Below are 13,985 nucleotides of genomic sequence, written 5' to 3'. Positions count from 1 at the left end.
AGCTAACAGTTCCTACTGCCAAGCCTGTAGTGGACTTTCACCACCTAGCATTTGCGCATGCTGGGCGCACAAAAATCATGGATGAGTAATATACCCATCCATGATTCAAACTTATTCTAGGCGCTCGCTATCAACATATGAATTCTGTTCCACAATAAATCGCGGTCTCTGTTTCACCTCAGAATAAATACGCCCAATATACTCACCAACGACACCGAGACTAATCATTTGCACGCCTCCAATGACCCAAATCGAGAGCATTAAAGATGACCATCCTGTCGTTGCTGTACCGGATAAATGCTGAATAAACGTATAAATACCAATCACAATTGCGATGACAAACATTAACGCCCCAAGTCCCGTTACCAACCGAATCGGCGCCACACTAAACGAAGTCAAACCGTCCGCCGCAAAAGCAAGCATCTTCTTCAAAGGATACTTCGACTCACCCGCAAACCGCTCTTTTCGGTGATAATAAACCTTATCTGATTTAAAACCAATCAGCGGCACAATCCCACGCAAGAAAATATTATTCTCTGGAAAAAGGTTCATCTCCTGCAACGCCAGACTCCCAAGCAGTCGATAATCCGCATGATCTGGCACCAAATGAATCCCAAACTTCCCCATCATACTATAAAATAAATGCGCCGAACCGCGCTTAAACCGCGTATCTGTCTTGCGCTCATCACGAATCCCATAAACAACCTCGTAGCCCGCACGATATTTTTCCACAAAATCAGGAATAACCTCAACGTCATCCTGCAAATCCGAATCAATCGAAATAATACAATCTGCACGCCCTTCTGCCGCCTGCATTCCAGCAAGAAGCGCATTCTGGTGGCCGAAATTCCGACTTAACTTCACACCATTAATATAATCATGCTTAGCCATCGCACCCGCAATGATTTCCCACGTTTTATCACGACTACCATCATCCACAAACAGCAAGTCACTATCTTCATGTATCGCGAAACGCTCTTTCATTCCCCGTAACACCAATCCCAATTGTTGCATCGTCTCATTCAAAACTTCCTCCTCATTGTAACAAGGAACAATGATTGTTAACATCGGTTTATCACGCATTCAAGTCACCTACTTTGTACAGGTATATTTTCCAAGCAGACTGATTATCCTCAAACGTTTTCTCTAGATGTAGATTATTCTGCGCGGCATTATCAATCGGTACTGCTGAAATGATATATTCCCCGCCCATTTCTTTAAAAACCTTCGTATCGAGCTCTAAATTTTTAATATGTTTTGTAGAATTTTTATCAAATAAATAGTTTTTACCTAGTTCAGCAGAGAAAATATACACACGATTTCCCCAACCATCATAATAATCTTTCAATAACGGGCTTTTATCCAGTTCCTTCGCAATGATTTCACGGAATTTTGCCTTATAGCTAAGCGGATACGAATTCACATAACCATCCAACGTATAGAAACCATTCTCCTGCGAAATTGAAGGATGAATCCCAATACTCGCCACCCGGTAATCCTTCTGCGGCTTCCCAATGTAATCTTTAATCTCTTGAAACTGATCTCGCGCATAAAATTGATCAATCGAAGGCGTGCCAGCATTTCGGTAAATAATTTCTGAATTCCCAGCGAACACAACACCAAGCTGCAAAACCAGCCCTAATATCGCTAGCTTCTTCCACCAACCACCTTTACTCGCAAAATAGACAAGCGCCAAGGCAAATAACCCATAGAAAATAAACGGCTGCAAGAAGTGAAACCTAGAGAAGTTAAACGACCGCATAATCGAAATCTGTTCCTTAATAGGGTTCCAAGCTCCCCACCACCAAAAGGCATACCAAACCGACAGCGAAAAGTTCAGTCCCAGAAGCCATAAAAACAGCTTTTGACCACGCCATTCTTTCCTTATCAATATCATAATGAACGCCAATAAAATCAGCGGTAACACGACATACGTCGCAAGTGACTGATCATGCGTATGACCAATTGTAAAGTTCTTAAATGTCAGCCTAATAGATCCTAAAAAACTATTATTGGGTAAATCAAACGCACTCCTTGAATCCGGCTCATTCGATTGAAAAAACATTTGCGAGATAAACCGATAATTCACCACACAATAAATAGCCGACATATAAGCAATACTTCCAAAAAAGCGCCAGTTCCAACCACGTTTCTTCACGATATCATAAACCCAAATACATGCTACCAAAAATAATAAGAAACAAAAACCAAGAATTAGACTTGAATAAAACGGCAACAGCGTCAAAATCAACCAATTCCAGATACTTTTCTTCCCTTTACGGATGTTCAAGAAAGCCCATAGAGCAAGCGGCATTCCCAAGGTACTAAGCATTCCTGACGGCCAAAAAGGTGTCAAGGCGAATGCCAAAGCAACGAAAAGCGTTATGTATTTTTTTGATGGGTCCTTAATGATGTAATCCCGTAACCACAGTCGCATACCAATGAATGCGAATACTCGTGTAATTAGCTGACTAAACGCAAAGGCAAGTGGTGTCGGAAAAATCGCATACAACCACACAATCCCAACAAACTGCGAATCAAATGCATCCCTCGGCGCAAAACCATCCAACATCTGAGGAATATTACTCCCTGTTTCCGCCAAATAATGGCCACTATTAAGTAACACACGATACCACGTCATATTAGAATCCAAGTTATCATGAATTCGGATGTGACTATTTCCCCCAAGAATAAATAATGGCGCTACAAAAATAAATAACAACGCAATTGCTGATATTTCCTGTTTTCTTTCTACGAACCATGTTTTCATACAATTTCACCTCTTTTTTGCATCTGTTTTCAATTATAACAATACTTCCCAGACATCGCAAAAAAAGACGATAAAGTAAATCAAGCACACGCAAAATCTCTTTATCACCATAATCAAATACTTTTTCGGCCTGGTATACTATTTATTAGCTTCTTAAAAAATTATTATTTCGAACAACTTATTTTCCCAAAATCGCTTTTCCAGTCTGAATGTTGCAAAATAAACAGAAAAACGTTATTCTAGAGCTAATGACAAGGAGGAGAACTAATGAAAATTATCCGTACAAAAACATATGACCAAATGTCCGAAAAAGCATATGACGTCGTGAAAGCAGTCATTGATTCTAAAGAAAATCCAGTAATCAATACAACAACCGGTGCAAGCTATGACGGTATGTTCGAAAAACTCGTAGAAGGTGTCAATAATGATGCAATCGATATCGAAAAAGTATTTATGATGAATCTCGATGAATTTATCGCGCCCCGCGAGCAATCATTCACCGTTTTCAACTACATGCATCAAAAATTCTACGATCAACTTAAAAAACAGCCTCGCGAGATTGCCTTATTAGACGGTAGTTTGTCCAATTTTGACGAAGAAATTGCCCGTTATAATAAGATTTTGGCTGACAACAAACGTGATTTACAAATTCTTGGTCTTGGTGTAAACGCTCACCTTGGTGCAAATGAGCCAGGAACACCTTTTGATTCTCGCTTATTTCTGGCAGATAGCGATGATTCAACAATTAACAGTACGATGCTTTACTACAAAGTCACACGCGAAGAAGCACCAGAACAAATGCTGACGCTCGGCCTTGCTGATATGATGGAAGCCGAACAAATCCTCGTAACTGCTTCTGGCACAAGAAAAGCAGAGGCTGTGAAAGCAACTTTGGAAGGACCTATTACCGAAGACTGCCCAGCATCTATTTTACAAAAACATCCGAACGTTGTATTCATTATCGACGAAGAAGCAGGATCATTACTGACTAAGTACTAAAAACTTGGAATCAGGGGTGAAAATATGGAAATCAGATTATTAACAATGGCAGATATCGATCGATACGTCCAAATCAGACTCCAAGCCCTCCAAGAAAGCCCGGCATCTTTTGCCACAAGTTTTGAAGAAGAGAAATATAATGCATTACAAAAATACGAAATTCGATTCCAATCACCCTATTCCCTAACATTCGGTGCATTTTCGGGAGGGAATCTCGTTGGCGTTGTAACCTTAATTCGAGAAAATCGCATTAAAATGCGACACCGAGCCAACATTGTTGCCATGTACGTCACACCAGAAAGACGTGGTAGCGGTGTTGGTAAAGCCTTGATTGGCACAGCAATCGAGCAAGCCAAACTGCTAGAAGGTGTGGAACAAGTCTATTTATCCGTGGTAACGGCGAATAAGCTAGCAAGAAAACTCTACATTTCACTTGGATTCCAACCCTATAGTCTTGAAAAACATGCTTTGAAGCTTGATGACACGTATTTTGATGAAGAACATATGGTGTTATTTTTAGAATAGCACAATAAGCCGAATGTGTTACTATCATACTAGTGATAGTAGCAACATTCGGCCTTGTTTTATTTAGTCAATGATAATATTTTTTAGTTTTACTATCGTAATAATGGAATATATTGATATATCTAGTGTAATTCCAGCCTCTCTTTATCACATTCCTTGTTGTATACACCCAGTATGCATTATTCGGAACAAACCTTGATTTACTCGAAACACGTGTTCTTTTACCTGTATAGGAATTAATATCATATTTGTCCATATAAGGCACCGATTTTGCGTATACACTTGGCTGAACAGCACTCATCGACCCTATTAATAAAGCGATGACCAATAAAAGTTTATATGCGTAACCCCATCTGTTCTTATTATTCATATTTGCCTCCCCTGTTCATCATATTATAGTCTTTCGAAAGCGTTGTAACTAAGTTGTTTTCATACCTGCATTTAAATTCACCACCTTACTTCGGCGACTATCAATTCCAAAGTTTAGAATAAATAGGACAATCGTCGTGACAACTAACACCAGCAGGCCATTCGAAAAATGAATTCTCGCATTATCACATAAAATCGCCAATGAATTATCTACCACAGAAACTGTATTAAAATAAGTCCCAGGTAAAAATTCCGCCCATCTGTTCAGCGGCACAATTTTCCCAACAGCAACTACTGGCACCACTAAAATAAGCAAAGATATAAATAAAGTCGACATCATCCGTTTGCATAGTTTACTCACTAAATCTACTGTTAACACAACAACGATGATTGCCAAAAGTTGCAATGCTATCGCTTTAACTAGTAAGCTTCCCACTGGCATCGTTATAAAATCCTTTTCTCTCACCACGGCTATTGGATACTCAAAACTTCCAGCTCCCGATAGCAAACTTGCTGGTAAGTAAGCTAACAAACAACTCATCAGGTACAAAGTAAATGCAACTATAAAGCCAAATAACAGTCGCACGGCTGTCCCCTTGACATAATTTTGTGGGAGTAGCATCGCTCTATCCAAATTATTGTAAAATCGATCTGTGAATGACATGTTTAAAGTAAAACATAGGACTATTATAAAAAATACTGGGAAAAAGCTTGCTAACATCCTATATAAAAACGTCGTACCTTGCGTTTCCATATCCTCTTGATCCGATTTAATATCCAGTTCCGCTAATTGGGTATAGATAGCAATTTCACGAAAAATCGATTCTTTAATATCAGAATAATCCTGCATTCTCTCATCATAACCTTCATACGATTCTTTAATTAAGCCAATTTTTATTTTATACGCCTCTGACCAATTACCACTACCATATGCATCAATTACCTTCTGCTGCTTCTCTATGCGAGCCTCACTAAGTTTATTCCCTTCTGCAAAAGCCTCTTTTTCTTCTCGAGTTTGTGCTGACCCCAAACTCTGCTGACTTAAAGCCAACGCTTCTTTATTTGCAGCTAACGCCTCTTTTTCCATTCCTTCCAAATTTCTATCTGCTCCCACACGCGTATTCAGGATGAGCACCAGTAAAACAGCTAGCACAAAGACACCAATCGGTAGCCAACTTCCTTTATTTTTATAAAGTTTCTTAAAATACAGCCTCATTATCGCGATTCCTCCTGCACGTCTTCTGCTGTGTCTATCCATTTTTTATTAGTTATATAGTATACTTTGTCTGATATTTCATGAAGTATATCGTTTTGATGTGAAGAAAAAATAATGCATTTCCCCTGTTCTCTTGCACCCTTCATAAATTCTATAAAACGCTTTTGATTGGCATCATCCAGGCCATTCATTGGCTCATCCATCAACCAATAATCCGTGCTGCTGGCCGCATACATCGCCAGTAACGTCTTTTGTTTCATACCTAACGAATATTTACGAATTGGCAACTTAACAAATTGATCTAAGCCCCAGTATTCAATAATTTCATCAATATCCGCCTTATTCCCTGCCCAGCTAGCATTCACAAACTTAAGATAATCAAGCGCAGACAAGTGCCCATCTAACCAATCAGATGTTTCGTAATAAAATAGCTTTTTCCGGATCTCCACTAAGTTCAACCGTTCGCCGCTCTCCTCCATATAAATCGCCCCACGCTGAGTTTTCATCAACCCTGCTAAAATTCGAAGTAACGTCGTCTTTCCGGAGCCATTCGTAGCAACAATCCCATAAGCCATTCCCCTGTGAAACACGGCATTCATATCTTCTAAAAGCCTCTCTCTTAAAGATATTGATACATTTTCTACTTGTAGCATAACTCACCTCTTTAGTCTGTATGAACAAAGCATAACACAAAAAATTATCTCGTGTTTTTTAGAAATAAAAAAATGCCATAGTATAAAATACCTAGCATTTCAAATTCACTATTTTTTAATTTAAAACATATATTTCCTTATTTAAATGATGAATGTGTAAAGTCTAAAAACCAAAATACTCCAATAATCTAATCCGGACGAACCTTTTTTAAATTATAAAAATATTGCCGCACTTATCCAATAAACTACCGCCGCCAAAATTCCTGCACATGGTAAGGTTATCATCCATGTCACCAACATACTTTTCCCAGTTCGCCAGTTCACTTCCTTCTTATGATTCGCCGTCCCAACGCCCATCAGCGAACTATCAATAACTTGCGTTGAACTAATCGGCAAGTGGATTAACGTCGCACTCATAATGACCGAAAGTGAGCTTAAATCTGCCGCTACACCAGTCACAGGCTCTATTTTCATGATTTTTGTACCTACCGTTTTAATAATCCGATAACCACCAATTGACGAACCGAGTGCCATCGCAGCCGCACAACTTACTTGCACCCAAAATGGAATCGTGGAATCCGTCTGCAGACCACTCGTAATCAAGGCCAGCGTAATAATACCCATCGTTTTTTGCGCATCATTCGTGCCATGCGCATACGCTTGCATCGCCGTTGTACCAATCTGAACAATTCGGAAACGTCGATTTGTCTGTACCAATTTCTTATTCCGAAACACGAATTTGAACAATGAATAAATCAAATACCCGACTGAAAAACCGATGATTGGTGAAATAATCAACGCAATAATAATCGTTGTGAAGCCCCCCCAATTCAGCACACCAAAACTCCCGGCTGACGCGATCGAAGCCCCAGCAATCGAGCCTATCAATGCATGCGACGAGCTACTCGGCATCTTCGCAACCCACGTCATCAAATTCCAGATTACCGCTGAAATAAGCGCGCACATTACAACAAACTCACCATTTTCGAGCGCAAATGGATCAACAATGCTTGACGTCAAGGCCACTGCTACACCCGTAAATGAAATAGCACCGAAGAAGTTCATCACAGCCGCAATACTAATCGCCACACGCGGTTTCAGCGCTCGCGTCGAAATACTTGTCGCCACTGCATTCGCAATATCATGAAAACCATTAATAAAATCAAATGCCAAGCCAACAATCACGATAATAATAGTAATTAAAATAACCGAATCCATCCAACATTCCCCTAATCATGAACATTTTACTTCCATATACTATTTTGCGCCTGAATGTGAGGAATTTCAAGTTTAACGTAAAAACGCTCCAAAAAGGAGCGCTTCTAAAATTATATTTAATCTAAATCTGTCGCGTTCTCTTCTTGTTTTTGTCCTTTTGCTTTTCGAACGAGATAAATTCCAGTCAAAAGTACGAACCATACTGGCGTTACAAAAAGTGCCACACGCGTATCTTCCGCTAGTGCCAGAACTACTAGGATGAACGCTAAAAACGCAAGAATTAAATAGTTGGCAACCGGATATAACGGCATTTTGAACTTGTTTTTCGCTGCCAGCTCTGGGCGCGTTTTACGGTATTTCAAGTGACAAATAACCGTGATTCCCCATATAAATAGGAAACATACTGTCGAAATACTCGTGATTAGCGTAAATACACCTTCTGGCATCACGTAATTCAGGATAACCGCAATTAAAATAACGATTGTCGAGAAGAACAGTGCGTTTGCTGGAACTTTATGCGATGTTAGTTTTGTCATTGGATATGGTGCATTCTTTTCTTTGGCAAGCGAGTAAACCATACGACTTGTACTGAAAACCGCACTATTACACGCTGAAGCCGCCGAAGTTAGCACAACGAAGTTCACAATACCAGCAGCAGCAGCAATCCCTAAAGCCGCAAAAACTTGCACAAACGGACTTTGCGCCGGATTAATGTCATTCCATGGATAAATACTCATAATTACGAGTAACGCACCGATATAGAAAATAATAATCCGGATTGGGATATTATTAATCGCTTTTGGAATAACTTTCTCAGGATCTTTCGTCTCACCAGCCATCAGACCGACAAGCTCGATACCCACGAAGGCGAACACCACCATCTGGAACGATAAGATAAAGCCACTCGCACCATTAGGGAACCAACCACCGTGACTCCATAGATTCGTAAAGCTAGACGCTCCTGCATCTGTTGAAAATCCTTTAATAATCATAAATGAACCAACAATAATCAGAGCCAAAATTGCAATAACCTTAATTAACGCGAACCAAAACTCCATTTCCCCGAATAATTTCACCGTAGCAAGATTCATGACGAGTAGAATAACGAGCGCGATCAAGCCTGGAACCCATTGCGCTACATTCGGAAACCAAAATTGCGTATACAATCCAACCGCAGTCAAATCCGCCATAGCAATCGAAATCCAACAGAACCAATACGTCCAACCAGTAACGAACGCAGCCCCATTGCCCAGATAATCATAAACAAAATCAACAAAAGAATGATAGTTCAAATTCGATAGTAATAATTCTCCCAAGGCACGCATAATTAAGAAACAAAAAATCCCAGTAATTGTGTAGGCAAACAAAATTGATGGGCCGGCTAAATGAATCGACTTACCAGAACCAAGGAACAATCCAGTCCCAATCGCGCCCCCAATCGCTATCAACTGCACGTGGCGATTTTTTAAGCCTCTCTCAAGTGATCGTTCTTCTGACATATGTATTTCCCCCTTATTATTGCTCGAGTTAGCACACTACCAATCAGGTAATACCTCAAGCCTCTGTGAAACAATGTCTTTCAAGATTATTCTTCTATCATACAGCAAAACAAGCTTAAACACCATACTTTTTTACTTCACAATGTAAACGCTATCATTAGAGTTTATTGTACCACACTATTCGTTAATTCGACAAAGAAGAACGCTTATAATTTTTATTTTTCTTTATAAGTATTGATAGATAAAGGGTTTTACTTTGTTTTGAATTTAGAATGTCAATAAACTGAATTCTTGGTTAAAATTGACCATTGTACAAACTGAATTCTAACTTTGTGAATCTACGGGTTTATTCAGCTACTTATATATCATAAATGTATTTTTTCATACGTTATTTAGAAATTAAAATCACATAGTAAATATTGCTGTACCAATTCATTTAGCCGTCTTATTTAGTTTCAAAAAAGCACAGCACCATGACAGGACTATGCTTGTTTTGGTTATTATAAACTAGTTTTTTCCTCAATCAGCTCTTTTTGTCTAGCTTGGCGTAATTTAATAATGGTATCTAGTGGATGTAAAAGCCAGCCAATATAGCCCCTAACCGCAACTAAAGAGCTACAGGCAAAAATCGAAATACTGACAACAAAAGCAAGTTTTAAAAAGACATTCCAAGTCGCAAAATCCGCAGCGTACATTCGAATGGTGAAGAAAAATAACGGGTGAAAAAGAAAAATAATCAGCGAGTTATCCCCCCATTTTGTTAGCGCACTTTCACGATTATCGATGACCATAACCAAGATTGTAATCAGTAAAAGCGCGATTAGATATTGCTGTAACTCGATTTTTAGAAATTGCGAAATGGAACTGGCAAATGTTTGGGATGGCAAAAAACCATAAAACGCGTTCTCAAATCGTATTGGATTACTAAATAGTACGTAGAGGATAGTGAAAATGAGAATGGAGCTGAATAAAGTTTTAAATTTGAAAGCACCAAGCACCATACTACATTTTTTCATCATCGCTTTGTCGAAGTAGAAGCCGAGTAAGAAGAATGGAAAAAACACAAATGTTCTTTGAATCGATAGGAACTGGCTTGAGATTGTAGGATGTTCAGCTAGGAATCCAGTAGACCACCAGCGAATTCCCACACTAATAATCAAAATTGAAGTTACGATGAACAGACTCCAAACCCGATGTTCACCTATTTTGCGTAGTAAGATTGCCACTACATAAAAACAAGATAAGCTCACTAAATACCACAAGTGAAAAATTGGCGTTGTAAACCGAAATAAGAATATTTCACCATAATGTGTGAGATACGTAATAATTGCATAGAAAGATTGAAAAATTATGTATAGCAAAAGTAGATTTAGAATCTTTTTCCAATTCACGTTTTTTGCGAAGAATCCGTTTAGAAAAATGAATGCTGGCATGTGGAAGGAATAAATTAATAAAATAAGAGGCTCCATTCCGCCTCTTACAATGAGTAATAAATGCCCTAATACAACTAAAAAAATAAGTAGCCCTTTTATATTGCTATATTTAACATCTTTTGTCATGATATACCTCCAAAATAATTATATCATGAAATCAGATAATATATACAGGGACACCTCTTTGATTGCTAAGCTTCATTTATCCATTCCAAAAGTTATAAAACAACTATCAGTCAAGATAATACGCCAACTGATAATCGTCCATCCACGTATCTTCCAGCCAGAATTCACGTTTAAAATAGGCCTCTTGCTCAAAACCTAGGTGCTGGTAAAAGTGAAGGGCATTCGTGTTCGTCGCCATCACTCGGAGTGCAATTTTACCAATGTCGTTCTGTTTGCCGAGCTCGATTAAATGTTCAATCAACTGCCTACCTACGCCTTGCCCTTGCGCATGTTTTGCGACCGAAATACCAAACAGCCATTGTTTTTGGCGGGATGGAGCTGAGCCTGGACTGTGATACACAAGAGAACCGAGTACGATACCGTCTTCATTTCTGGCAACTAACATATTTTGTATCATGACATCTTTTTTAAACTGCTCATAATCATTTTCACCGACAACGTGCGGAGTGGTTCCTTTTATCATGACGCTTTTTTCGATCTCCCATAATTCAGGGATGTCCGATTCGGTTTGAGCTGTGATATGGATTGGCATTTTTATCATTCCTTTTTTGTTAGTTTGATTTTATTTTAACATATTAGCGTTTTGATACTATACTGGTTCAAATGTTTCACCTTGTTTCAATGTGGTAAAGATAGATACAACAAAGTTTAGGAGGGATACATATGGCAGGAATTCTCTGGACAATTATTGTAGTTTTATTTGTAGTTTGGGTTATCGGTTTGATTCTACGCATTGGCGGCAAGCTGATTCATCTTTTGTTGGTTTTAGCTTTGGCTTTGGTCGTTTGGAATTTGATTATGGGGAATGGGTGATTGAAAAGAGCTGTTTTGTTTCTTGTAACGATGACAAAATAGCTTTTTTTTGATGGCTTTATTAGTATATAAAACAGCAACTTATTTACTAAAAATTTCCCATACTGATAGCAGTTTGATATACTTCTAATAAGATATATTATAAAAATTGTAAGGACGTGGCATCTTAATGAAGAGAATACTCATTAGATCTGGAATGCGCCCCACCAATGTTTATACAGCTGAAGATATGTATTTAAAAGATCGCACAGGATTTAATAATGGAAATCTTGCTTACCAATACAGTATCTACCGAACACTATGGAATGACGATGTAGAAATACATGCAGATGGTCTATCCTCCAACCCTAATTTGGCCGATAAGATTAATGCACATTACGACCTCTACATTATCCCACTCGCAGACGCTTTTCGCGATGACTTTCGCCCTACGTTGCGGAATTATACCGAGCTAATTCGCCGCTTAAAAATTCCCGTCGTAGTTACTGGCGTTGGATTACGAGCAAACTATGAGCCGCAACTAGATGCAGGTTTCGCGTTTGATGAAGACGTTACCAATTTTGTAAAAGCAGTGCTTGAAAAATCGTCTCAAATTGGTGTACGTGGACAAATCACAGCTGATTATCTGAAAAAATTAGGATTCAATGAAGGCGTAGATTATCGCGTTATTGGTTGCCCATCGCTTTATACATTTGGCCGCGAATTAAAAATTAGAGATGTTCATTTGACCGAAAATTCATCGATTGCAATTAATGCCTCTCCAATTTCCTCGGAAGTTGCTGTACAATTCTTGAACAGTATGATTGAGACGCATAAAGATTATTATTTCATTCCGCAACATCTAGATGAGTTTCATTTAATGTTTGCAGGCGGTCCTGATATCCTTAGCGATATTCCCGGTTATCCAACATCTATTGACCATAAATATTACCAAGAAGGGCGCGTGAAATATTTTACGAGCATGCCCAGTTGGTTTGATTTCGTTAAAAATGTCGATTTTAGCATAGGTTCACGATTGCACGGCAATGTTATCCCGACAATCGTTGGAACACCTAATATTTCTTTTGTTCAAGATGCTAGAATGCGGGAATTGGCTTCTTATCATGCTCTTACGCACGTCACGATTGATGAATTGGAAAACATTGATAATGTATACGACCTTTTGAATAAAGTAGATTTGAAATCCGCCGAAAAAGTACAAGCGCGGAATTTTGATAATTATATTGATTTCTTGGAGACGAACGAGCTGGATCACATATATAAAGATGATAGGAATCGCAAAACTGCACCTTTAGATGAACTCGCTCAAGCGATTGACTTCCCAGCTAGCGCAGAACCAGTTACAGTACTTGATGCAAGCGCAATGCTAGAACGCATCAAAATAACTTCTAATTTATTGCAGGAACGTAGTGATTTCAAGCTAAGATACCACGTTAACCGCGTGAATGACCAGCTGACTCAAGTCAAAAGCTCTTTTTCAAATGAACGAACAGAATTCAAACAAAAAATAGCTGCACATCAAGAGAAAAATGAATCGATCGAGAAAGAACTTGAGAATACTACCAAAAAATTACAGATGAGTATCGATGAAAATCAGAAAATGAATGCTAAAATTAAGCATTATAGAGGTACTTTGAATAGAAAAGCTGTGAAAGTTACTTTAAAAATTGCAGATTCTTTAGCGAATGTGAGAAGTAAGGTGACAAGTAGGTAGTTTTGTTGTATTGAAAAAGAGCTTCCGCATTTTGCGAAGGCTCTTTTTACTGCGTATGGGTTGTGAGAGATGGAATATCAGTATGCATATACAACAAGAAAATCATAACAGCAAATATGGTTAAAAATATTTTTTTAGCATTATTGATATTCAGACCCCCAAACCAGACTTGCTGGAATAAATGACGCTTAAACATTCCGTTCATTTTTTACGCCTTTCCCGGATAAATCCCCCAGCAACTAGGGCTAATAAAAACACTATCAGAAAAGTTTTCCCCTGATAAATCACATCGCCATTTTTATCAAAATAAGACCAAATCAACAAAACCAAAAATAACATACCAAATACTTTAAAAGCTTCATCTACAATTTTTTCAGCACTTTTCCCTCCAACCACTACTCATTGCAAACCAGCACTACCAGTAAAAAACAGTAAGATAATTATAATCAAACCAGGTATATCGTGTTATATTTTATCTTCTTAATGTGAAAAGCCTTGTTCCAAATTTAAGAATGTACTGAACCCCAAAAGTTGTACCAAATTTAATTAAACCTCTTGGCTGGCCTGAAGACGGTATTCTACCGGACTCA

13 protein-coding genes are annotated in these 13,985 nt (G+C 38.5%); 4 read left to right on the top strand and 9 right to left on the bottom strand.

The window, feature by feature from the left end:
• Positions 1-111 precede the first annotated feature (111 nt).
• A complete protein-coding gene (locus R8925_RS14820; RefSeq protein ID WP_430536563.1) occupies positions 112-1,083 on the bottom strand; it encodes a glycosyltransferase family 2 protein in 972 nt (323 codons plus the stop codon).
• Positions 1,076-2,770 (bottom strand): DUF6044 family protein, encoded by a 1,695-nt coding sequence (locus R8925_RS14815; RefSeq protein WP_430536562.1) that lies wholly within the window; start codon positions 2,768-2,770, stop codon positions 1,076-1,078. The genes R8925_RS14820 and R8925_RS14815 overlap by 8 nt, the downstream gene beginning before the upstream one ends.
• 267 nt (positions 2,771-3,037) lie before the next feature.
• Here R8925_RS14815 and R8925_RS14810 point away from each other — a divergent pair, with 267 nt between their 5' ends.
• Both R8925_RS14810 and R8925_RS14805 read left to right on the top strand, forming a co-directional pair.
• A complete protein-coding gene (locus R8925_RS14810) occupies positions 3,038-3,769 on the top strand; it encodes a glucosamine-6-phosphate deaminase (protein WP_430536561.1) in 732 nt (243 codons plus the stop codon).
• A gap of 24 nt (positions 3,770-3,793) precedes the next feature.
• Positions 3,794-4,294 (top strand): GNAT family N-acetyltransferase, encoded by a 501-nt coding sequence (locus R8925_RS14805; RefSeq protein WP_430536560.1) that lies wholly within the window; start codon positions 3,794-3,796, stop codon positions 4,292-4,294.
• 418 nt (positions 4,295-4,712) lie between these two features.
• Here R8925_RS14805 and R8925_RS14800 read toward each other — a convergent pair whose 3' ends face one another.
• The 6 genes from R8925_RS14800 to R8925_RS14775 all read right to left on the bottom strand — a co-directional run bounded on the left by R8925_RS14800 (position 4,713) and on the right by R8925_RS14775 (position 11,400).
• Positions 4,713-5,879, bottom strand: a complete 1,167-nt coding sequence (locus R8925_RS14800; RefSeq protein WP_430536559.1) for a hypothetical protein — start codon at positions 5,877-5,879, stop codon at positions 4,713-4,715.
• Positions 5,879-6,532 carry an ABC transporter ATP-binding protein gene (locus tag R8925_RS14795; RefSeq protein WP_430536558.1) on the bottom strand — a complete coding sequence of 218 codons (654 nt, stop codon included), beginning with the start codon at positions 6,530-6,532 and terminating at the stop codon, positions 5,879-5,881. The genes R8925_RS14800 and R8925_RS14795 overlap by 1 nt, the downstream gene beginning before the upstream one ends.
• A gap of 213 nt (positions 6,533-6,745) precedes the next feature.
• Positions 6,746-7,750: an inorganic phosphate transporter gene (locus R8925_RS14790; protein WP_430536557.1), complete on the bottom strand. Its 1,005-nt coding sequence runs from the start codon at positions 7,748-7,750 to the stop codon at positions 6,746-6,748.
• A 116-nt stretch (positions 7,751-7,866) separates the two neighbouring features.
• A complete protein-coding gene (locus R8925_RS14785) occupies positions 7,867-9,249 on the bottom strand; it encodes an amino acid permease (protein ID WP_430536556.1) in 1,383 nt (460 codons plus the stop codon).
• 500 nt (positions 9,250-9,749) lie between these two features.
• Positions 9,750-10,808: an acyltransferase family protein gene (locus tag R8925_RS14780; protein WP_430536555.1), complete on the bottom strand. Its 1,059-nt coding sequence runs from the start codon at positions 10,806-10,808 to the stop codon at positions 9,750-9,752.
• A 106-nt stretch (positions 10,809-10,914) separates the two neighbouring features.
• Entirely contained in the window at positions 10,915-11,400 is a 486-nt protein-coding gene (locus R8925_RS14775) for a GNAT family N-acetyltransferase (protein ID WP_430536554.1), read from the bottom strand.
• A gap of 131 nt (positions 11,401-11,531) precedes the next feature.
• Here R8925_RS14775 and R8925_RS14770 point away from each other — a divergent pair, with 131 nt between their 5' ends.
• Positions 11,532-11,681, top strand: a complete 150-nt coding sequence (locus R8925_RS14770; RefSeq protein WP_430536553.1) for a lmo0937 family membrane protein — start codon at positions 11,532-11,534, stop codon at positions 11,679-11,681.
• Positions 11,682-11,850: 169 nt separating this feature from the next.
• Positions 11,851-13,395, top strand: coding sequence for a polysaccharide pyruvyl transferase family protein (locus R8925_RS14765; RefSeq protein WP_430536552.1), 1,545 nt, complete (start codon positions 11,851-11,853; stop codon positions 13,393-13,395).
• 201 nt (positions 13,396-13,596) lie between these two features.
• Here the strand turns inward: R8925_RS14765 and R8925_RS14760 are convergent, their stop codons facing one another.
• Entirely contained in the window at positions 13,597-13,791 is a 195-nt protein-coding gene (locus tag R8925_RS14760) for a hypothetical protein (protein ID WP_430536551.1), read from the bottom strand.
• Positions 13,792-13,985 lie beyond the last annotated feature (194 nt).

Source organism: Listeria rocourtiae subsp. hofi (assembly GCF_963575615.1).
GTDB classification, from domain to species: Bacteria; Bacillota; Bacilli; order Lactobacillales; family Listeriaceae; genus Listeria_A; species Listeria_A hofi.
Note: the sequence above shows the minus strand (reverse complement) of the source record. Positions and strands in the feature narration are given on the sequence as shown.

Excerpts from the sequence above, each read along its gene's own strand:
- R8925_RS14820 (WP_430536563.1), bottom strand. The coding sequence starts at position 1,083 with ATGCGTGATAAACCGATGTTAACAATCATTGTTCCTTGTTACAATGAG.
- R8925_RS14815 (WP_430536562.1), bottom strand. The coding sequence starts at position 2,770 with ATGAAAACATGGTTCGTAGAAAGAAAACAGGAAATATCAGCAATTGCG.
- R8925_RS14810 (WP_430536561.1), top strand. The coding sequence starts at position 3,038 with ATGAAAATTATCCGTACAAAAACATATGACCAAATGTCCGAAAAAGCA.
- R8925_RS14805 (WP_430536560.1), top strand. The coding sequence starts at position 3,794 with ATGGAAATCAGATTATTAACAATGGCAGATATCGATCGATACGTCCAA.
- R8925_RS14800 (WP_430536559.1), bottom strand. The coding sequence starts at position 5,879 with ATGAGGCTGTATTTTAAGAAACTTTATAAAAATAAAGGAAGTTGGCTA.
- R8925_RS14795 (WP_430536558.1), bottom strand. The coding sequence starts at position 6,532 with ATGCTACAAGTAGAAAATGTATCAATATCTTTAAGAGAGAGGCTTTTA.
- R8925_RS14790 (WP_430536557.1), bottom strand. The coding sequence starts at position 7,750 with ATGGATTCGGTTATTTTAATTACTATTATTATCGTGATTGTTGGCTTG.
- R8925_RS14785 (WP_430536556.1), bottom strand. The coding sequence starts at position 9,249 with ATGTCAGAAGAACGATCACTTGAGAGAGGCTTAAAAAATCGCCACGTG.
- R8925_RS14780 (WP_430536555.1), bottom strand. The coding sequence starts at position 10,808 with ATGACAAAAGATGTTAAATATAGCAATATAAAAGGGCTACTTATTTTT.
- R8925_RS14775 (WP_430536554.1), bottom strand. The coding sequence starts at position 11,400 with ATGCCAATCCATATCACAGCTCAAACCGAATCGGACATCCCTGAATTA.
- R8925_RS14770 (WP_430536553.1), top strand. The coding sequence starts at position 11,532 with ATGGCAGGAATTCTCTGGACAATTATTGTAGTTTTATTTGTAGTTTGG.
- R8925_RS14765 (WP_430536552.1), top strand. The coding sequence starts at position 11,851 with ATGAAGAGAATACTCATTAGATCTGGAATGCGCCCCACCAATGTTTAT.